The sequence below is a fragment of the Cupriavidus sp. H18C1 genome (assembly GCF_049311595.1).
In the GTDB taxonomy this organism is placed as follows: Bacteria; Pseudomonadota; Gammaproteobacteria; order Burkholderiales; family Burkholderiaceae; genus Cupriavidus; species Cupriavidus cauae.
Map to the genome: position 1 here is coordinate 1257183 of NZ_CP186009.1, position 20013 is coordinate 1277195.

At 69.8% G+C, this 20013-nt stretch carries 17 protein-coding genes and 1 pseudogene; 12 read left to right on the top strand and 6 right to left on the bottom strand.

Going from position 1 to position 20013, the window contains the following annotated elements; translation table 11 throughout:
- Positions 1 to 31 precede the first annotated feature (31 nt).
- The 3 genes from OJJOAM_RS21495 (at position 32) to OJJOAM_RS21505 (ending at position 3538) form a co-directional block, all read left to right on the top strand.
- Positions 32 to 982, top strand: a complete 951-nt coding sequence (locus tag OJJOAM_RS21495) for a Bug family tripartite tricarboxylate transporter substrate binding protein (RefSeq protein WP_422649767.1) — start codon at positions 32 to 34, stop codon at positions 980 to 982.
- A gap of 883 nt (positions 983 to 1865) precedes the next feature.
- Entirely contained in the window at positions 1866 to 2147 is a 282-nt protein-coding gene (locus OJJOAM_RS21500; protein WP_422649768.1) for a helix-turn-helix domain-containing protein, read from the top strand.
- A gap of 11 nt (positions 2148 to 2158) precedes the next feature.
- A complete protein-coding gene (locus OJJOAM_RS21505; protein WP_149316143.1) occupies positions 2159 to 3538 on the top strand; it encodes a type II toxin-antitoxin system HipA family toxin in 1380 nt (459 codons plus the stop codon).
- Between the two features lie 34 nt (positions 3539 to 3572).
- On the opposite strand, the gene OJJOAM_RS21510 is transcribed toward OJJOAM_RS21505, so the two are convergent.
- Complete coding sequence (locus tag OJJOAM_RS21510; protein ID WP_422649769.1) at positions 3573 to 4328, bottom strand: SDR family NAD(P)-dependent oxidoreductase; 756 nt, start codon at positions 4326 to 4328, stop codon at positions 3573 to 3575.
- Between the two features lie 314 nt (positions 4329 to 4642).
- Positions 4643 to 5683: an AraC family transcriptional regulator gene (locus tag OJJOAM_RS21515; protein WP_422649770.1), complete on the bottom strand. Its 1041-nt coding sequence runs from the start codon at positions 5681 to 5683 to the stop codon at positions 4643 to 4645.
- Between the two features lie 420 nt (positions 5684 to 6103).
- Between OJJOAM_RS21515 and OJJOAM_RS21520 the strand changes: the two are divergent.
- Positions 6104 to 6950: pseudogene (locus tag OJJOAM_RS21520) on the top strand (oxidoreductase).
- Between the two features lie 252 nt (positions 6951 to 7202).
- Here the strand turns inward: OJJOAM_RS21520 and OJJOAM_RS21525 are convergent.
- Together OJJOAM_RS21525 and OJJOAM_RS21530 are read right to left on the bottom strand one after the other, a co-directional pair.
- Positions 7203 to 7610 carry a hypothetical protein gene (locus OJJOAM_RS21525; RefSeq protein ID WP_422649771.1) on the bottom strand — a complete coding sequence of 136 codons (408 nt, stop codon included), beginning with the start codon at positions 7608 to 7610 and terminating at the stop codon, positions 7203 to 7205.
- Positions 7611 to 7680: 70 nt separating this feature from the next.
- Positions 7681 to 7947: a hypothetical protein gene (locus OJJOAM_RS21530; protein ID WP_422649772.1), complete on the bottom strand. Its 267-nt coding sequence runs from the start codon at positions 7945 to 7947 to the stop codon at positions 7681 to 7683.
- Here OJJOAM_RS21530 and OJJOAM_RS21535 point away from each other — a divergent pair.
- Together OJJOAM_RS21535 and OJJOAM_RS21540 are read left to right on the top strand one after the other, a co-directional pair.
- Complete coding sequence (locus OJJOAM_RS21535; protein ID WP_422649773.1) at positions 7937 to 8566, top strand: gluconate 2-dehydrogenase subunit 3 family protein; 630 nt, start codon at positions 7937 to 7939, stop codon at positions 8564 to 8566. The two genes, OJJOAM_RS21530 and OJJOAM_RS21535, sit on opposite strands and share 11 nt — an antisense overlap.
- Positions 8563 to 10332 (top strand): GMC family oxidoreductase, encoded by a 1770-nt coding sequence (locus tag OJJOAM_RS21540; RefSeq protein ID WP_422649774.1) that lies wholly within the window; start codon positions 8563 to 8565, stop codon positions 10330 to 10332. Before OJJOAM_RS21535 ends, OJJOAM_RS21540 begins: the two co-directional genes overlap by 4 nt.
- Here the strand turns inward: OJJOAM_RS21540 and OJJOAM_RS21545 are convergent.
- Positions 10304 to 10549 (bottom strand): hypothetical protein, encoded by a 246-nt coding sequence (locus OJJOAM_RS21545; protein WP_422649775.1) that lies wholly within the window; start codon positions 10547 to 10549, stop codon positions 10304 to 10306. The genes OJJOAM_RS21540 and OJJOAM_RS21545 overlap by 29 nt on opposite strands.
- A gap of 228 nt (positions 10550 to 10777) precedes the next feature.
- Between OJJOAM_RS21545 and OJJOAM_RS21550 the strand changes: the two genes are divergently transcribed.
- Positions 10778 to 11254 (top strand): c-type cytochrome, encoded by a 477-nt coding sequence (locus OJJOAM_RS21550; RefSeq protein ID WP_422649776.1) that lies wholly within the window; start codon positions 10778 to 10780, stop codon positions 11252 to 11254.
- Between the two features lie 168 nt (positions 11255 to 11422).
- Here the strand turns inward: OJJOAM_RS21550 and OJJOAM_RS21555 are convergent, their stop codons facing one another.
- Entirely contained in the window at positions 11423 to 12625 is a 1203-nt protein-coding gene (locus OJJOAM_RS21555; protein WP_422649777.1) for a diguanylate cyclase, read from the bottom strand.
- Between the two features lie 1360 nt (positions 12626 to 13985).
- Here OJJOAM_RS21555 and OJJOAM_RS21560 point away from each other — a divergent pair.
- The 5 genes from OJJOAM_RS21560 to pelG are packed head-to-tail and all read left to right on the top strand — an operon-like array spanning position 13986 to position 19880.
- Complete coding sequence (locus tag OJJOAM_RS21560; protein WP_422651008.1) at positions 13986 to 15485, top strand: PelD GGDEF domain-containing protein; 1500 nt, start codon at positions 13986 to 13988, stop codon at positions 15483 to 15485.
- Positions 15475 to 15867, top strand: a complete 393-nt coding sequence (locus OJJOAM_RS21565) for a hypothetical protein (RefSeq protein WP_422649778.1) — start codon at positions 15475 to 15477, stop codon at positions 15865 to 15867. Before OJJOAM_RS21560 ends, OJJOAM_RS21565 begins: the two co-directional genes overlap by 11 nt.
- On the top strand, positions 15830 to 16645 hold the full coding sequence (locus tag OJJOAM_RS21570) for a lipopolysaccharide N-acetylglucosaminyl transferase (RefSeq protein WP_422649779.1): 816 nt from the start codon (positions 15830 to 15832) through the stop codon (positions 16643 to 16645). The genes OJJOAM_RS21565 and OJJOAM_RS21570 overlap by 38 nt, the downstream gene beginning before the upstream one ends.
- A 29-nt stretch (positions 16646 to 16674) precedes the next feature.
- Positions 16675 to 18468, top strand: a complete 1794-nt coding sequence (pelF, locus tag OJJOAM_RS21575; RefSeq protein WP_422651009.1) for a GT4 family glycosyltransferase PelF — start codon at positions 16675 to 16677, stop codon at positions 18466 to 18468.
- Positions 18468 to 19880, top strand: coding sequence for an exopolysaccharide Pel transporter PelG (gene pelG, locus OJJOAM_RS21580; protein WP_422649780.1), 1413 nt, complete (start codon positions 18468 to 18470; stop codon positions 19878 to 19880). Before pelF ends, pelG begins: the two co-directional genes overlap by 1 nt.
- Positions 19881 to 20013: the final 133 nt, after the last annotated feature.

Sequence of the window (20013 nt, forward strand, 5' to 3'; positions counted from 1 at the left end):
GGACCGCCGGCGGCAAACGCTGCTGGCACTGATGGCCCTGGTGGCCGCGCCGCTCGCCACCGGGCCCGCATGGGCCAGCGATACGTGGCCATCGCGGCCGATCCGGCTGGTGGTGGCGTCCTCGGCCGGCAGCGGCACCGACCTGTTCGCGCGCGTGATCGCCGAACGGCTGGGCAAGCGGCTGGGCCAGACCGTGGTGGTGGACAACAAGCCCGGCGCGACCGGCATCATCGGCGTCGATGCCGTGGCCAAGGCCGCGCCAGACGGCTATACGCTGCTGTTCACCTATGCGGCGTCGGTCGTCATCAACCATACGCTGCAGCCGAAGCTGCCCTACGACGCGCTGCGCGATCTGGCGCCGGTGGCGCAGGTCGGCGAGGGCGGCAACTTCCTGGTGGTCACGCACGATTTTCCCGCGCGCAACCTGCGCGAGTTCGTCGCCGCGGTCAAGGCCAAGCCCGATGCCTATGACTACGGCTCCTGGGGCATCGGCTCGGGCGGACACCTGACCATGGAGGCGCTGAAGATGCAGGCCGGCCTGCGCATGCGCCACGTCCCGTACAAGGCGGTGGGACAGGTGCTGAACGATCTGCAGGGCGGCATGATCAAGGTGGCCTTCGTCGATACCTCGTCGTCGCTGCCGCTGATCCGCTCCGGCAAGATCCGCGCGCTGGCGATCAGCGGCAGCCGCCGCGGCTCGGTATCGCCCGAGGTGCCGACCATGCGGGAGCAGGGCTATCCGTTCGATACCAACAGCTGGTATGGCCTGTTCGCGCCCGCCGGCACGCCCGCGCCGATCGTCAAGCGGCTCAACGCCGAGATCAACGGCATGCTGGGCGACCCGCAGATCCGCGAGCGCTTCGCGCTGATGAACATGGCCAATCCGCCGGCAAAGACCAGCGAGGCGTTCGCGGCGACGATCCGCGAGGACATCAAGGTATGGGGCGAAATCATCCGGGCCAATGGGGTGACGGTGGACTGAATCCGCGCGCATGGGGCGGGCATGTGTCCGGGTATGTATCCGGGTATGTGTTCGGGTATGTGTCCGGGTATGTGTCCGGGTATGTGTCCGGGTATGTGTCCGGGTATGTGTCCGGGTATGTGGCCGGGTATGTGTCCGGGTATGTGTCCGGGTATGTGGCCGGGTATGTGGCCGGGTATGTGGCCGGGCGTGTGTCCGGGTATGTGTCTTGCGTCGGCCATGGGAGGGGGCGCAGCGCCACGCTGTCGCGGCGTGCTGCAGGCCCCACCCGCTACCCATTGCAAACGGAGATGCGCATGAAGGACAAATCTTCAGGAATTCCGAATCCCGTGGCCCCGCAGTCCGTCGAGTCGCTGACACCGGAGAAGGGGCCCGCTGTCGCAGGAACGTGGGCAGAACCCGGCCGCCGAGGCCGATACGCTGCCGTCGGGAAGCAACCCGGCCGGTAGCGCCAAGCAGGCGGAACAGGGCAGGCAGGGCAAGGGAAAGCCAACAGGGCCAGCAGGGCCAGCAGGGCGGCAAGCCCGGCGCAAAACCCGCCGACAAGCCCGGCGTCACACCGAACGAGGTGATGAACGAGCAGGTATCGCCGCCGGATGAACAAGGCGACCGAATGCAGTCGGATCGGCCGCATATCGGCGGGTAAGGCCGAGCTTCGTACGGCGGTGCCTGGCGGCACCTGCTTCTGATGCAAGGCCAGTCATGGCTGGCGACACCGAGGCGCTCGCCGCAGTGAGCAGTAAAGTAGGATAAACGGGCTTTATCCTACTTTACTGCTCATTTTTTTGACGTCGAGTGAGCAATAAAGTATGATTTTTCGAAAATATACTACTTTAGTACCATGCGATCATTGCCTGACATCGCCGCGCTGCTCCGAACACGCATGAAGGCGCTCTCGCTGACGCAGAGCGAGCTCGGGGCGCGGACCGGTCTGTCGCGCCGCACGGTTACCTCCATGCTGAGCGGAGAAGGTGACTATAAAGTCACGACATTGCTCGCTGTGCTCGATCGCCTTGGCTACGAACTGGCCATCGTGCCGAAGGGCGCGGCAGCCGGCCTGGCTCAGGACGGCGCGTTCACGCCGACAGCGCCCGCGGTCAAGACTCGCGTGCAGGCGGCGCGGGAGCGTCTTGCGGCGCGCAAGACGGAAGCTGACAAGTCCTAGGCAGGCAATTCATGAACGTCAAAGCAGTCGGTATCTTCATCGGCAAGGTTCGGGCAGGCGTGCTGTTCCAGTACGCGCTCGGCGATGCTCAGGTCGTCAATCGCTTCGTGGCCGACGAGGCATTTGCCGCCATGCGCGATGCGCCGGTGGTTTCCCTGTCGATGCTGGCCCGCGAACGCGAAGCGCAGCGGGCGCTGTGGGCCGACGTCGGCTCAACGTTATTCAACGGACGCTTCAGCCCTTCCAATGGCTGGCTGCTGCCCGCGTTCTTCCAGAATCTGCTGCCCGAAGGCGTTTTCCGCGATCATGTCGCCGCGCAGCGTGGTTGCGACCCGAAGGACCATTTCGAGATGCTCGCGGCCTGCGGCAAGGATTTGCCGGGCAACGTCCACGCGCGGCCTCTTGAACTGACGCGCGACGAGCTGGCTCACTATGTCACGCAGGATGCCGACTCGGTCGAAATGTCGGTGACCGCCGACCCGATGGACGACGGCGTCTCGCTGTCGGGGGTGCAGCCGAAGGTGGGCGTCATCCGGCAGGGCGGGCGATATGTGGGCCGGACCAAGATGCAGGACACCCACATCATCGCCAAGCTGCCGGTAGTCGGGCAGCCGCTGTTGCCCGAGCTGGAGGAACTGTCGCTGCGGCTTGCCGGCGCAGCCGGAGTCAATGTCACCGAAGCGCACCTGGCCCCGTTGGAGGCCCTGGCGGTGGAGCATGGTTACGATCTTGGCGATGCCGACAGCCGCACCAATTTCCTCGCTGTGATTCGCTATGACCGCACGCCGCAAGGGCGGATTCATTGCGAAGACTTCGCGCAGATTCTCGAAGTCATGCCAGAGCAGAAGTACCTTGGCGCAAGCTATCTCGATGTGGCGGGCGTGATGATGGAATTCCCGTCGCTCGGCGAGTCGGCCGTGCATGAACTGCTGCGGCGCATCGTCGTCAACGAGATGCTGGGCAATCCCGACATGCACTTGAAGAACATTGGCATCTACTATCCCGACGGTCGCACGCCGGAATTGCCGCCGGCCTACGACATCGTCGGCTATTCCGCGTACAACCGCCGTACCGGGCATGCGCTGCACATCCTGCCTCCCGCTCTGAACGAGAAGCCGCGCATGTCGGTGAGCGACGCGCGGCAGGGCAAGGCTGCCAAGCCAGGCATTGGGCCGGCCGTTCTCCGGCGATTCTGCGCCGAGCTGGGCATCCCGGAGAAGCCGGCAGCTGCGGCGATCCGTCATACCGTTGCGGCAGCGGCGGCTCGCTGGCCAGCCATGATCCAGGATTCGCTGCTGACGGATCCGCAGAAGACAAGGTTGCTGGAGCATTTCCAGGGTCACCCGCTGGTCCAGTCCCTGATGCGGCGGCACGAGCCTTCGCAGGTTTGACGCGCCGTACCGCCGCGCCGCCGGCATGGCTTGCTCAAACCGCGGTATGCCCCCCATCCGCCATCACCAGCGCCCCGGTGACGAAGCTCGCCTTGTCCGACGCCAGGAAGGCGATCACCTCGGCGATTTCCTCCGGCTGGGCGGCGCGGCCCAGCAGGTTGTTCTTGCCGTGCTCGGCCAGGAACTCGCGGCCGTTCGGCATCTGGTCGTCCAGAATGCCGGTCACGATATCGCCCGGACCCACCGCATTGACGCGAATGCCATGCTGGCCGTTTTCCGCCGCCAGCACGCGCGTCAGCTGCGCCACCGCGCCCTTGGACGCGGCATAGGCGCCGATGGTCGGCAGCGCGACCACGCAGGCGTAGGAGCCGACGTTGACGATGGTGCCGCGTCCGGCCGGGACCATCGCGCGCAGCGCTTCGCGGGCATGCACGAACATGCCGCGCGCGTTGACCGCGAGGATCTGGTCCCATTCCTCGACGGTCGTCTCGGCGACCGTGCGGTTGATGATGCGGGCCGCGTTGTTGACCAGGATGTCGAGCCGGCCGAAGCGCGCCATCGCCGTGTCCACGGCCGCGCGTGCGGTGGCTTCTTGCGAGACGTCGCCGGTGATGGCAAAGATCTCGCCGTCGATCTCCAGTTCGGCGACCGTGTCCTTGATGTCCTCGGCCACCACGCGCGCGCCGCGGCGGTGGAGCAGTTCGACGGTCGCGCGTCCGACGCCGCCGGCCGCGCCGGTCACGATGGCGACGCGGCCTTCGAGGTCGCGCTGGCTTTGCTGTGTATTCATGATTGGAACTCCATACAGTGAGAGTGGAAGGATTCGCGACTGCGCGCGTTCGATGCGGTTTCCGGGGGAAACGCCGCTCGACGGGCGATGCCATCGCTTGGTGTCACTGTACGAAGCCAGGGCGTGCAAGCCCATGCCGAATACTCGGGAGGGCTTGCCTGATTCTCTGGACCCGCCGCGCGCCCGTCCGCCGGGCGCAGACGTTGCCGTGCGCGGGGCACAGAGGCTGGCGTGCGCCGGGCACAGACGCCGGCGCGCGGGGCACAGACGCTGGCGCGCGCTGGGCGCGGATGATGGCGCCCGCGCGCCGCAGCTCACGCGGCGCGTGCCCAGTCCACGCGCGTACGCAGCGCCATCGCTTCCTTCATCACGCGGGCCTCGTCGATCGGGCTGCGGCCGAAGAACCGCTTGAATTCCCGGCTGAACTGCGACGGGCTTTCATAGCCGACGCGGCTCGCCGCCACCGATGCATTCAACCCCTGCTGGATCATCAGCATGCGGGCCTTGTGCAGCCGCGTGGCCTTGATGTACTGCAGCGGCGAGGTGCCGGTGACCGATTTGAAGGCCGCGTGGAAGGCCGCCACGCTCATCGCCGCCGCGCCGGCCAGCGTGTCGACCGACAACGGTTGGTCGTAGCCGGCATGGATCATTCGCAGCGCCTTGCCGATGCGGCCGAAGTTGCTCTGGTAGGCGAGCGACGCGCGCAAGGCCGCGCCCTGGGGGCCGCATAGCACGCGGAAATAGATCTCGCGCAGGATCGCTGGGCCGAGCACCGCGGCCTCCATGTCTGAGGTCAGCGCTTCGAGCAGGCGCACCACGGCATCGCCAAGCCGGTCGTCGAGCGGCGTCGACTGGATGCCTGCTACCTCGGCGGGCCTCGCGCCCTCGGGTTCCAGCGCGGGCGCCGCACCTGACCGCGACGCCAACTCCAACGCCGACCCGGACCCCGATGCCGACACCGATGTAGTTGTAGATGTCGACTCCGACGCCGACGCTGCCGGTGACCCCGCCCGGGATGATGCCAACGCCGATGCCGGCACGGACAACGCCAGCTCGGCCAGTACGCCCAGGTCCACCCGGATCGAGATCGCGAGCATCGGATCCTGCGGCGAGGCCTCGGTCTGCGACTCGAACGGGATCGGCAGCGACAGCACCAGGAAATGCTGGGCGTCGTAGACGAATTCGCGCCCCGCGAAGAAACCGCGCTTGCGCCCGCTGCACAGCACGATGATGCAGGGGTCGTAGAGCACCGGCGTGCGCGCCAGCGGGCCGTTGGCGCGCAGGAACTTGACCGCGTCGAGCGCGGACATCGTATATCCCTCGGCCGGCGCGAGGCGGCCAATCAGTGCGGCCATGCGTTCTTCACGCTGGCGGCGGGTTTGCTCGGGATCGGGTTGTGGCAGCGTTGGCATCGGATCGACGAGGACGGACATGATAGGCGGCAACGATGGCGAGGCAGGCGCGGGATGCATGCGCCGAATCGCGCTACGACCGCTGCATCAGCGTGCCGTGCAGTGGACGCAGGCGGGGCTTGGGGGGCCAAAAAATACAGCGGCAAGGCCGGCATGCGCGCAAGTGTAGCGCGCAGCCACCGCGCCGCGGCAGGGCAGATCGGCGCCGATGCCCCGCTCTGGAGAATCGGGCAAGCGCTGCCGAGTTTTGGTCTAACGGGCGCTCGCGCGGGCTGCCTACCATGGCCGCATGTCGCTGCCGGACGCCATCGCGGTACACCGGCAAGGCCGACAGTCCATCGATCCACACTTCGGGAGTTCAGCATGATCAAGACCTGGTTCATTACCGGCGCGGCGCGCGGCATCGGCGCCTGCATCGCCCGGGCGGCACTGGATGCCGGCGACAACGTCGTCGCGACCGGACGCGACCCGCGGCCCATCGAGCGGGCATTGCCGGGGCACGGCGAGCGTCTGCTGGCCTTGCGCCTCGACGTCACCGACCCGGCGCAGGCGTGCGACGCGGTCGACCGCGCGGTGGCGACCTTCGGCCGCATCGACGTGCTGGTCAACAACGCGGGCTACGGCCAGCTCGGCATGTTCGAGGAGAACAGCGCCGACGATGTGCTCAAGCAGTTCGACACCAACGTCCATGGCACCCTGCACGTGACCCGCGCGGTGCTGCCCGTGATGCGGCGCCAGCGCGCCGGCCGCATCTTCAATCTGTCGTCGATCGGCGGCATGGTCGGCTTCGAAGGGGCGTCGATCTACTGCGCGGCCAAGTTCGCGGTGGAGGGCTTCTCCGAGTCGCTGGCGCTGGAGGTGGCGCGCTTCGGCATCCAGGTCACCATCGTGCAGCCGGGCTTCTTCCGCACCGATTTCCTCGATGGCTCGTCGGTGCGCTACGGGGCCGAGGCGATTCCTGACTACGTGTCGGCATCGGCCGCGCTGCGCGGGGGGCTACGACGACTACAGCCACCGGCAGCCCGGGGATCCGGACAAGCTGGCGCGGGCCATCGTCGAACTCGCCGCCGTGCCGCGGGCGCCGTTGCGTTTCGCGGCCGGCACCGATGCGCTCGGCTACATCGGCGGCAAGCTCGATGCCGCGCGCGCCGAACTCGAGCAATGGAAGGCGCTGTCGGCCTCGACCGATCATGCGGCCCAGGCGGCGTAGGACACCGATTACGGCCTCGACCGATCATGCTGCTCACGCCCAGGCGGCGTGGCCATGCAGGGTGACGCGGCTCGGCTGCGTCGTCGACGCAGCGATCGCCAACGCACCGATCACTAACGCACCGATCGCGGCCGCACGACCCACGCGCCAAGCACGAACGAACGCCCCTCTCCCGCGAGCAGGAGAGGGGCCGAGGAGAGAGGGGGAAGGGTTGCCGGCGGGTCCGCCAGCGTTAAGGGCTTGCTGCCGAACTTACTGCGGTGCGCTCGCGCCGGTGCGCGTATCGGTGCTGCCGCCCGAGCCCGCGGCGGCGCCGGTGCCCGTGCCCGTACCCGTCGAGCCGGCGGTGCCGGTGCCCGTGGTGCCCGTGGCGCCGGTGGTGCCCGATCCGGTGGTGCCGGTGGTGGTGTCGGCCGAGCCAGTAGTGCCGGTAGTGCCAGTGGTGCCGCTGGTGCCGGTGCCGGTCGAACCGGTGGTGCCGGTGCCAGTGCCGGTACCCGCGCTGCCGGTGGTGTCGCTCGGGACCGGGCCCATCGGCGCGCTTGCCGCGGTGCTGTCGGTGGTGGCGGCATCGTCGCCGCCGCGGTTACAGCCGGCCACCAGGCCGCCCAGCATGGCGACGCTCAAGGTTGCAACGGAAATCCAGTTTCGCTTCGTCATGGTATGGCTCCTATAGTCATCCCCCATCGGACGAAGGCAACGGCCGTACCAGGGGGCCCGATTCGCCATGTCAGGTGATCCCGGCGTGGTCTTGCCACGCTTCTTGCATCGACTGCAGTTTTTCGAGGAGCGCAGCGATGACGAAACCCTTCACGCCCATGCGGCGCACGCTTTTGAAAGCCCTCGGGGCCGGGTTGCCGGCCGGAGCCGCCGCAACGGGACTGGTCGGCGATAGTGCGCTGGCGGCGCCGCCGGGCCCGGCCAGCGCGGCGGCGGCCAATCCGGGTGGCGTGTCCCATTTTTTCAATGCGCGCGAAAGAATTACCGTGGATGCCATCGTTTCGCGGCTGATTCCGAACGACGAATTGGGGCCGGGCGCGCGCGAGGCGGGCGTGACCGATTTCCTCGACCGGCAACTGGCCGGGGCCTGGGGCGGCGGGGACCACTTCTATCGTCATGGGCCCTTCCAGGCCGGCACGCCCGAGCAGGGCTACCAGCTCGCGCTGACGCCCGCGCAGGCGTTTCGCGCGGGGTTGGCGGCGATCGACGAGGTCAGCGCGAAGCGGCATGGCGGCAAGTCGTTTTCGCAGTTGCAGCCCCGTGAACAGGATGCCTTGCTGACGGCGCTGGAGAAGGGCGAGATCGAGCTGGGCACGCTGCCCGGCAAGGTCTTCTTCCAGATGCTGCTCGACGGCACCATGGAAGGCTTCTTCGGCGATCCGATCCATGGCGGCAATCGCAATATGGCGGGCTGGAAGCTGGTCGGCTTTCCCGGCGTCTATGCCAGCTACTCCAACGATATCGAGCGCCATGGCGTGGCCTATGTGCGGCCGCCGATGTCGATCGCGATGGCGCGCGCCGCCGGGCATGGGACCATGCACGGAGCCGGTCATGGCGGGTCGCACGGAGCGGCGCCGGCCAAGGGCGCATCGGCGCCGAAGGGAGGGCGGCCATGAGCAAGACTCTCGATCGTGTCGATGCCGTGATCGTCGGCGGCGGCTGGACGGGTTCGGTCATCGGCAAGGAGTTGGCCGCCGCTGGGCACCGGGTCGTGATGCTCGAACGCGGCGAGCCGCGCTGGCCCTCGCCCGACTTCCAGGCGCCGACGGTCCATGACGAGCTGCGCTATACGCGGCGGCACGCGCTGCATCAGAACACCGCCACCGAGACCTTCACCTTCCGCAACAACATCAGCCAGACCGCCCTGCCGATGCGGCGCTGGCAGTTCGCCTATCCGGGCACGCATCTGGGCGGCTCGGGCAATCACTGGTCCGGCGCCTACTATCGTTTCGATCCGACCGACTTCAAGCTGCGCAGCCACTACGAGCGCCGCTACGGCAAGGGCATCTTCGCGGCGGACCTGACCGCGCAGGACTGGCCTTTGAGCTACGACGAACTCGAGCCGTACTACGACCGCTTCGACTATCTGATTGGCGCCTCGGGTTATGCCGGCAACCTGAAGGGCAAGGTGCAGCCGGGCGGCAATCCGTTCGAGCCATGGCGCTCGCGGCCGTATCCGAATCCGCCGATGAAGGTGGCGCACGCCTCGGCGCTGTTCGGCGAGGCCGCCGCCAAGCTCGGCTATCACCCCTATATCCAGCCATCGGCGCTGTCGACGCGGCCCTATGTCAATACCGAAGGGCTGCCGATGAGCGCCTGCGTCTACTGCGGGTTCTGTTCGAACTTCGGCTGCGAGCATTTCGCCAAGGCCTCGCCGCAGGTCTGCATCCTGCCGGCCGCGATGAAGCTCGATACCTTCGCGCTGCGCACCGGGGCGCAGGTGCTGCGCGTCGAGCTCGACAAGGACCGCAAGCTCGCGCGCGGCGTCACCTATGTCGATGGCAGCGGGCAGGAGTTCTTCCAGCCGGCCGACATGGTGTTCCTGTGCGCGTTCAGCGTGCACAACGTGCGGCTGCTGTTGCTGTCGGGCATCGGCAAGCCCTACGATCCAGCCACCGGCCAGGGCGTGGTGGGACGCAACTACACGCACCAGACCACCTCGGGCGTCAATCTGTTCTTCGACGAACGGACCCATATCAACCCGTTCATGGGCGCGGGCGCGGCGGCGGTGACGATCGACGATTTCAGCGCCGACAACTTCGATCACGGGCCGCTCGGTTTCGTCGGCGGCGGCTATATCCAGATCCAGGTGGTCAGCGGCGCGCCGATCGGCTACCACCCCACGCCGAAGGGCACGCCGGCCTGGGGCAGCGAATGGAAGAAAGCGGTGCGCCGCTACTACAACCATTCGGCGTCGATCACGATCACCGGCTCGGCGATGCCGACGCGCGGCGGCTATCTGTCACTGGACCCGACCTATCGCGATGCCTGGGGCCAGCCGCTGCTGCGCATCACCTACGACCTGCCGGACAACGACATCAAGCTGTCGGCCTTCCTGACCGGGAAGGGCGACCAGATCGGCAAGGCGATGCGCGGGGTGGTCGCCACCGAGCCCGGGCCGCGCAAGCGGCCGTTCACCGCGACCAGCTATCAGTCGACGCACCTGAACGGCGGCGCGGCGATGGGCAGCGATCCCGCCAACAGCGTGGTCAATCGCTTCGGCCAATGCTGGGACGTGCCCAATGTGTTCGTCACCGGGGCCTGCCTGTTTCCGCAGAACTCGAACTACAACCCGACCGGCACGGTCGGCGCCACCGCGTACTGGATCGCCGACGCGGTCAAGCGCGCCTATGTCAAGGCGCCAGGGAAGCTGATCGCATGAACACGCCGAACGAAGTGGAAGCGGAGCGCGGCCGCGCGACCTGGTGGGTGGGGGCCATGGTGATCGGCATCGGGGCCTTTCCGCTGTATGCGCTGCTGTTCCAGGTCTGGCCCGATCTGTTTGCGCCCAGGCCGCAGCCGCGCCAGGCATCGTCGTCGGCCGGCGCAGCGGGCCAGGCCTCGGCGCCTGCCGCGGCATCGGCGCCGGCGGCGCCCATGGCCTCGGCCAGCGAGGCCGCGGTGCGGCGCTCGACCGATTTCCTGCCGAAGGAACCGGCGTGGTCGCAAGGCGTTGCTCGCGGCCGGCAAGGACGCCGGCAAGGACGCGGGCAAGGAGCCCGACAAGCGCGGCGCGACGATCGCCGCCAGCGGCAATGGCGCGGGGGGCGATGGCCTGCGTGTCGTGCCATGCCACCGGAGGGTCGCCGGGCGCGGCGGGCGCCGCAGTGCCCGCCGGGGCGTTTCCGTCGCTGGCGGGCATGCCGGCCGAGTATCTGGCCAAGCAGCTGTTCGACTATCGCGAGGGCAGGCGCGTCGATCCGGTGATGGCGCCGATCGCCAAGGCGCTCAAGGACGACGAGGTGGCGGCGGTGGCCCGCTACTACGCGGCCCAGGCCGCGCCGTCGTTGGCGCTGGCCGAAAATGGCCAATCGGCGGCCCTGACTCTGCATGCGTCCGGCGACAACGGACGGGCGCTGCCGGCCTGCGCCAATTGCCACGGCGTCGAGGGCGAGGGGCAGGGCTTCCTGCTGCCGCGCCTGACGGGGCAGCCCGCCGATTATCTGGCCAAGCAGCTCGATGCGTTCCGCACCGGCAGCCGCCACAACGACGACGATGGCGCGATGCGCGGCATCGCGCAGCGGCTGGGCGAGGCGGACGCCCGCGCGCTGGCGAACTTCTACGCGCAGGGCGGGGCGCGCTAGGGCGCTGTCAGGTTGTTTTCAAGGCGTCGCCAGGGCGCTGCGAGGGGCGTTGGTCCGGCGGCGAAGAAGGGGCGACGAAAGGGCGACGAAGGGGCGCGGGACGACGCGCGTCGGAGCGCGCGCTGGAGCCCGTGTCGGAGCGGGCCCGGAGCCCCGTGCCCGCGGTGCTCAGCCGCTGACCGACACGCCGCACGCCACGCTCCACGTGGCCGGTTCTGCGGCCTCGTTGGCGGCATTGGCGGCGTTGGCCGCAATTCCGGCGCCCGCGGCGGCGTGAATCACCCGGTTGCGCCCTTCGCGCTTGGCGCGATAGAGCGCGCGGTCGGCATCGGCGAACAGCCGCTCCCAGCTGCGGCGCGCATCGCCGGCGTTCTGCGCCAGCGCGATGCCGATGCTGACGCTGGCATGCCCGCCGATGTCTTCCGGCAGCGCGATGGCCGCGATGCGTGCGCGAATGCGTTCAGCCAGCAGCACGGCCTCCTCTTCGCCGGTGTTCGGACACAGCAGGCAGAATTCCTCGCCGCCAAAGCGTGCCGCCACGTCGCTGGCGCGGCAGGCGCGGCGCAGCGTCTCGGCGATCCGCTTCAGCACCTGGTCGCCTGCCTGATGGCCGGCGCGGTCGTTGACCTGCTTGAAGCGATCGACGTCGATCACCAGGCACGACAGCGGCTTGCCGGTACGGCCGGCCTCGGCGGCCAGCGTCATCGCGGCATCGTCCAGCGCGCCGCGATGGAACAGCCCGGTCAGCGAATCGAGGCGGGCGCGGGCACGCTGCTCGGCCAGCTGGCGCTCCGCGCTCAGCAGCGTGAAACCGACCACGCCGGACAGTACCGCGATCAGCATCAGCAGCAGCGGCGCCTGGGCCAGCATGCCTGGCTCGTCGGGCCGCAGCGCGCTCCAGGCACCGGCCCCGCCGGCGGCCAGCGCGAGCGCTAGGCACAGGCCCTGCGCCGCCAGTTGCGCGCAGCAGGCGACCCATACCAGCGAATGGGCGATCGTATGCGAGCGGCGCTCGCGGTTGAGCAGGCGCAGCGCCTGCCAGACCACCAGCGCGGTGATCGCGTGGCCCAGCGTGCGGATCGCGCGCTCGGCCATCACGGCATCCTGCACCGTGGCGATCAGTCCCAGCAGCGCCACCGAGGCGATGCCGCCGGCCACCATCGCACGCAGATGATGCGGGGCCATCGCCATGCCGCTCGCGGCCAGCCCGCGCACCAGCATCAGCTGGGCGCCCAGGCACAGCGCCTGCGCGAGGACGGCCCACAGCGGCGCGGGCGCGATCGCGCCGAGCGCCAGCGCCATGCCGCCCAGCGAGGCGAGCGCATGGGCGTCGGTCCAGCGCGCACGGTGGCCCCGCTTGCGCGGCGCCATAGCGCAGGCCGATCGAAATGCCCAGCGTGCTGGCGAACAGCACCAGCAACGTCAGATAGGCGGTGGGTAAATCCGGCGACATGCAATCGTCTCCCTGTCGGCGCGCGAGCGGATCGCGACGCCAGTGGTGTAAGGCAATGCGCGCGCGGCCATGGCCGGCGCAGCGCGAATTGATGTCAGAGAGCTTGACCCGGATGACGCCGTCGACATTCCCGAAGCTGCGGTCCGTGGCATGGCTCTGTGTTATCGGCGCCCGGATGGGCGCAGCCTGATCCCAGATGCAATCGCGGTCCTGCAGCGAGGCCGCGCATCGAGGCACGGCTTGTGTGTAGCTTTTTTTGTTGATGGCGATTCTACTGATTGCGTCGAACCGCGCGTGTGCGGCATGCCACGTTTGACAATTGTTGACATTCCCTTTTTGTACCGTTCGCTAGGATTCGGCTCGTAGTTACAAATTCATATCCGGGCCGGGGGAGCGACGACGCCGCGTCGTCGAGGCAACAACACGGGGAAACCATGGGGAAGCAAGACGCGGCACGCAAGAGGCCGTTGACGTCGGGGGCCGGCGCCTCCGGGACGCCCCCCGCTGGGCGGGCTGCATGCCGCGCGCGACGATCGCGCGGCCGCAGTCCAGGCCGCAGCGGCTGCACCGCGCGAACGCCTGCTACCCCCGGCGTTCGCCGCCGCCATCGTGGCCGCGGTGACGATCTGCCTCGCGCTGATGTTTCCGCGCGAGCCGCTGCGCGAGCGCCTGCTCGGCGAAGGACCGCATGCGGGCCGCACGATGGACGGAGCGACGCTCGACTATCTGCAGGCGTGGCTGCGCGTCTCGCCGCCCGATGCCGCGCTGGTGGCGGAGCTGGCCGAGCAGCTTGCGCGCGAGGGCCGGCTGGACGACGCCGAAACGCTGCTGGCGCGCACGAACGCCGCGGCCACCGCGGCGGTTAACGATGCGGTTACCGCCGCGGTTACGGATGCGGCCGCGCTGCCGAGCCTGCGCGCGCGGCTCGATATCGCGCGCCAGCGGGCCAACGCCGCCGCGTCCGACCTGCCGGCCCGCGAGCGGTATCGGGCCGAGCAGCGCGCGCTGTTGCGGCAGGCCGCCGATATGTCGGCCCCGCCTTCGGACATGGTCGCCTTCGCGTCGCAGGCGCGAGCGCTGCACGCCGACGAGCTCGAGCTTGCCTTCTATCGCGCCCTGGCGTGCCCCCCAGCCCGCGCATGTCGCCTTGGCCGGGCACGGTCAGCCGTTTGCGCCGGTGCGGTCCGCGTGGCGCGAGGCGCGGCAACGCCCGCGGCGGGTGCGCGCCTGATGCGGCGAAACCTGGCGGCAGGGCACGAGCGGGATCTGGAGAGGCGCATGACTGCAATAGCGATGGGCGACCGGCGCGCGGCGGCGGGCACGACGGCGGCCGCCCGGCGGGCGGACGATCTGGGCGCGGCATGGCTGGCGCCGGCCATGAGCCCCGCCAACGTCCGCACCGCCATGCTGGAACTGACCGTGCTGATGACCGCGGCGATGGCGCTGTGCTATGCGGCGATGCCCGGCAATCCCTTGCTGCTGGAGCTGGGCTTTCCGTGGGCCTGGCTGCTGCCGCTGGTGCTGGCGCTGCGCTATGGCACGCTGGCCGGCATCGGCGCGGCGCTGATGCTGCTCGGCGGCTGGTTCCTGTTCCACCAGATCGGCGCCCAGCCCGGAGCGTTTCCGCGCCCGTTCTTCATCGGCGGCACGCTGCTGGTGCTGCTGGCCGGACAGTTCGGCGACGTCTGCGCCAGCCGGCTGGCGCGCCAGCGATCGATCCACCGCTATCTCGACGAACGGCTGGCGGCACTGACCAAGCAGCACTATCTGCTGCGCATCTCGCATGCTCGCCTCGAAAGCGATCTGCTGGCCCGGCCCACCACGCTGCGCGATACGCTGGCCCAGCTGCGCGCGGCGACGGCCGGGGATGCCGGCGCGGACGACGCCCGTGCGCAGGCGCCAGCGGGAGCCGCGATGCGCGGCAAGCGCTTGCCGGCCCGGCCCCTGGCCGCGGCGGCGCCGATGATGCAGCTGGTCGCGCAGGCCTGTCAACTCGAGGCCGCGGCGCTTTTTCCCTGCGACGGCGATCGGGTGCTGCCCGAAGCCGCGGCGGCCGCGGGGCCTGGCTGCCGGCTCGATGCCGGCGATCCGCTGCTGCGGCGCTGCCTGCAAACCCGTCAGCTGGCGCATCGCCGCGCTGATGGCGGCGACGGCAGCGATGGCGTGCATAGCCGCTACCTCGCCGTGGCACCGGTCTTGTCCGGTTCGGATCGCCTGATCGGTGTGCTGGTGGTCGAGCGCATGCCGTTCCTGGCGCTGCATCACGACAATCTCGAACTGCTGCTGGTGCTGCTCGGCTACTACGCCGACGGCGTCGACCATGCCTCGGCGGCACGCGCGGTCGAGCGCGTGCTGCCCGACTGCCCGCCTGATTTCGCCATCGACTATGCGCGGCTGGCACGCCTGCGGCGCGAAGTGGGCATCGCCAGCACGGTGGTCGCGCTGGCCTTCGGCGCCGACGAGCACAGCGCCGACTGGTTCGAGCAGGCCGTGCGCAGCGGCCGCGCGCAGGACCTGGCGTGGGCGCGCGCGAGCGGCCCGCAACGCGTGCTGATGACGCTGATGCCGCTGGCCGATACCGAGGCCGCTTCCGGCTATCTGCTGCGGATCGAACGGATGCTGCAGGCGCAGTTCGGCATCGATTTCGAACAGGGACGGATCGGCATCCATACGCTGCCGGTGCCCGCCGATGGCGATCCCGAACCGCTGCGCCGGCTGCTGCAGCGCTGCGAGGGTGGGGCCGCGCGCGGCATGGCCGGGAGCAGGCATGATGCGTGAGGGCGTGCTCGTCATCGCCGGCTGCGCGCTGCAGCTGACCGCGCTGACGGCGCTGCTGCATGGCGACGGGGCGACCCACGCGACCGGCGCGCTGCTGGCATATCTGGGCATCCAGGCGCTGGCGGCCGCGCTGCTGGCGATGCCGTTGCAGCGCCTGCTGTCGCGGCACGTCCGCACGCTGCGGCGCGCGGCCCTGGCCTATCTGTTCGCGGCCGGCGCGCTGGTGCCGCTGGGCGGCCTGCTGGTCGCGCTGCTCGGCATGGCGCTGGCCAGATTCAGGCATCGTACGCACGCCATGGGTGGCATCGCCTCCGTGGCGCTGCCCGAGTTCGTCAGCAGCGCGGGTGGGGGGCGTTCTCAATGGGCCGGGCGCCGGCGATGATCGCGATCGCGCCGCCGGCCTTCTGCGGGCCGGCGCCGACGCCGCCGCCGACGCCGCCGCCGACGCCGCCGCCAACGCCGCCGCCAACGCCGGCGCCAACGCCGCCGCTTCCGGCATGCGCCGCATGACCGCACTGGCGGGGCTCGATGGGATGCCGGCGCGCAGCATCAGCCCGCTGCTGCGCGCGCTGCTCGAGGACAGCGTCGAGGACGTCAGGCTGCTCGCCTACGGCATGCTCGACGCGGCCGAGCAGCGGCTGACGCGGCAGATCCTGCAGGCGCGGGACCATCTGCACGCCCTGGCCGACGGCGACCCGGCCAGCCGGGCCGCGGCGCACGAACATCTGGCGCAGCTGCACTGGGAACTGGTCTACCAGAACCTCGCGCAGGACGACGTGCGCGGCCATACGCTCGAGCAGGCGGACCGCCACGCCGAGGGCGCGCTACAGGCGCTGTCGGAGGCGCCGGGCGCGACGACGCTGTACGTGCGCGCCGCCGACGGATCCGCCGTGGCGAGCCCGGCGGCCGGGCTGTGGCAGCTGCGCGGACGGCTGGCGCTGGCACGCCGCGACCCCGCCGCCGCGCGCGCCGCGCTGCAGCGCGCCACCGCGCTGGGCTTTCCGCGCGAGCGCGCCTGGCCGCTGCTGGCCGAGGCGGCCTTTCTGGAGGGCGATTTCGCGGCGGCCAGGGCCGCGATGCAGGGCCTGCGCCAGGCCGCGTCGCTGCCCGCGCTGCCGCAGCTCCACCCCGTGCTGCGCTACTGGACATCATCAGCATGACCACGCCGAACGCGCCCGTCGCCGCCTCCATGCCGAATGCTCGCGCCGCTTCACCGGGCGCCGCGGGCGCGGGAGTCGCGCGCGTCGATATCGCGCTGCTGCTCGAAGGCAGCCATCCCTTCGCGAGGACGGGTGGGCCCGGGTGGGCCGAACGGATGATCCGGGCCTTCCCGCAGACCAGCTTCGCGGTCGTCGTGATCGGCGATCGGCGCGAGGACTGCGGCGAGATGGCGATCGCGCTGCCGGACAACGTCCTGCATCTGGAGACGCATTTCCTGCACGACGACGAAGCGGCCGCCACGGTGCCGCGGCAGCGGGTCGATGCGCACGCCTTCGCCGAGGCGGCGCGCCTGCACGCTCTGCTGCGCCAGCGCGGCAAGGGCCTTGACGGCGTGAGCGGCGGCATCCACGGCATCGGTGGCCTCAACGGCTTCAACAGCGCCAGCAGCGCCAACAGCGGACGCACGCAGGCAAGCGCCGCGATGCGCGAGCTGATGGACGCGCTGATGGACGCGCGCGGCGACGAGGGGCCGCTGTCGGAGCACGCCTTCCTGCACAGCCGGCCGGCCTGGGACACCATCGTCGAACAGTACCGCCGCTATTGCACCGACACCTCGTTCTCCGATTACTTCTGGACCGTGCGCACGATGCACCGGCCGCTGTGGCGGCTGGCGCGAATCGCGGCGACGCTGATGCCGGCGCGCGTCTACCACGCGGCATCGACCGGCTACGCCGGCTTGCTCGGCGCGATGCTGCGCTACCGGCATGACCGTCCGTTGCTGGTGTCGCAGCACGCGATGCCCGCACGCGAGCTCGGCATCGACCTGTTCGCGTCCCGCTGGCAGCGCGACAACCCTTATCGCGACCGGCAACATCGCGGCGGCGGCCATGCCGTCGAGCCGGATGGATTGCAGTCGGGCTATTGCCGCGACCTGTGGCTGCGCTTCTTCGAATCGCTGGGCCGCGTCTGCTACGAGGCGGCCGACGAGATCGTCGCGCTCTACGAGGGCAATCGCCGCCGGCAGGTGCAGGATGGCGCGCCGGCCAGCCGCACGCGCACCATCCCGAACGGCATCGATCTGCCCGCGCTGGCGCCGCTGCGCGCGCAGCGGCCCGAGCGCGTGCCGCAGGTGCTGTGCCTGGCGGGCCGGGTGGTGCCGCGCAAGGACGTCAAGACCTTCATCCGCGCGATGCTGACCGTGGTCAGGCAGTGTCCCGATGCGCAGGGATGGATTGCCGGGCCCGAGGACGAGGACCCGGAATACGCGCGCGAATGCCGCGGCCTGGTGCAAAGCCTGGGACTGGACGGCAACGTGCGCTTCCTCGGCCCGCGGCGCATCGCCGAGCTGCTGCCGCAGGTCGGCGTGCTGGTGCTGAGCTCGATCAGCGAGGCACTGCCACCGGCGGTGTTGCAGGCGTTCGCCGCCGGCGTGCCCTGCGTGGTCACCGATGTCGGCGCCTGCCGCGAGCTGATCGACGGCGTCGGCGATGAAGACATGGCACTGGGCGCGGCGGGCGCGGTGGTGCGCATCGCCGATCCCGGCGCACTGGCACGCGCAGCGGTCGCGCTGCTGGGCGATGGCGAGCGTTGGCGCGCCGCGCAGCGGGCGGCAATCGTGCGCGCCGAGCGCTACTACACCGAGCACGCCGCGGTGGCCAGCTACCGGCAGCTGTACCAGCATCTGGCCGCGAAACCCCACGCCGATGCCGGCGCGCGCGGCGGTGTGGGCCGTCCGGCCGTGCCGGCCACCCAGGCAACGATGGCAAGAGCGGCCGGCGAATGGCCGTCGGGCGGCCGTTGCCCCTTCGCGGGAGCGCCATGATGGTGGACCTGACTTTCCTGCTTCGCGGCGCGCGGGACCGCAACCGCGTCGGCACGCTGCAGGCCTACGGCTTTGCCAGCGTGCTCGCTTGCGGTGCCTGGGTGCTGGCGCTCGCGGGCGTTCTGCTGATCGGCGTGCTGCGGCTGCCGACGGGGTTGCCGAGCGCGCAGGCCGTGCAGTTCCAGGTGTCGGCGATCCATCTGATCGCGGCCAGCCTGATGCTGACCGGACCGCTGCAGCTTCATCTGGTCCGCTACGCCGCGGGCCGTCTCGCGGAAGGGCGCGGCGAGGCGGTGCTGCCCGGCCTGCATGCGGTCGGGCTGCTTGTCACCGTGCTGGCGGGCCTGTTGGGCCTGGCGTGCGCGCTGTGGGCGTTCCCGCAGCAAACCGCGTTGTATCGCGCGCTGATGCTGGCGGGCTTCGTGCTGATGTGCCACGTCTGGATCGCGGTGACCTTCCTGTCCGGCATGAGGCAGTACCGGGCGATCGCCTGCGCCTTCGTCGTTGGCTATGCGGTGGCGGCGCTTGCCGCGCTGGCGCTGCGCGGTTTCGGCCTGGAGGGGCTGCTGGGCGCCTTCGTGATCGGCGAGCTGGTGCTGCTGGCCGGCGCGGCGATACCGATCCACCGCCACCACGGCAGCCGCGGCAGCCAACACGGCCATGGCCGCCATCTCGGCGATCGCAGCCCGCGCCTGCTGTCGTTCGAGGTGTTTGCGCGGCGCCATCGCTACCCGAGCCTGATGGCGATCGGCCTGCTGTACCCGCTGGGCATCTGGGCCGACAAGCTGCAGTTCTGGTACCACGCGGGCACGGGGCAGCCCGTCATCGGGCCGCTGCATGCCTCGGCGATCTACGACGTCCCGGTGTTTCTGGCCTGGCTGGCCGTCGTGCCGGCCATGGCGGTGTTCGCGCTGCGCATCGAACGGGAGTTCGTCGCCCATTACGATGCCTTCGCCGACGCGGTGCGCGGCGGCGGCTCGCTGCAGCGGATCGAGGCGGCGCGCGACGCCATGGTGCGGGCCGTCCGGCTGGGCCTGTACGAAGTCGTCAAGCTGCTGGCGATCGCCGCACTGCTGCTGTTCGCGCTGGGCCGGCCGCTGCTGGCGCTGTTCGGCATGGCGGGCCTGACCCTGCCGCTGCTGCACGTCGACGTGGTCGGCGCCGGCCTTTACGTGGTGCTGCTCGCCACGCTGAGCCTCTATTTCTATCTGGACCGGCGCCGCGAGATATGGCTGCTCGGCGCGGCCTTCGTCGCGCTGAACGTGGGCCTGACGCAGATGACGCTGGCGCTCGGCCCGGCCTGGTACGGCTACGGCTTTGCGTTCGCCGCGCTGATCGTGGTGGCGATCGCGCTGGTGCTGCTGGACCGCAGGCTCGAACGCCTGGAATATGAAACCTATATGTTGCAGTAATGCGAATCGGGCGGCGATGATACGGCGATGGCGGCCCGGTACGGTGACCGACACAGTTACAATTCGATACATCGCATTGAACGAATCCAAGACGTTGCGCTTGCGCGAGCCGCTGTACCGGTGCAAGACGCAA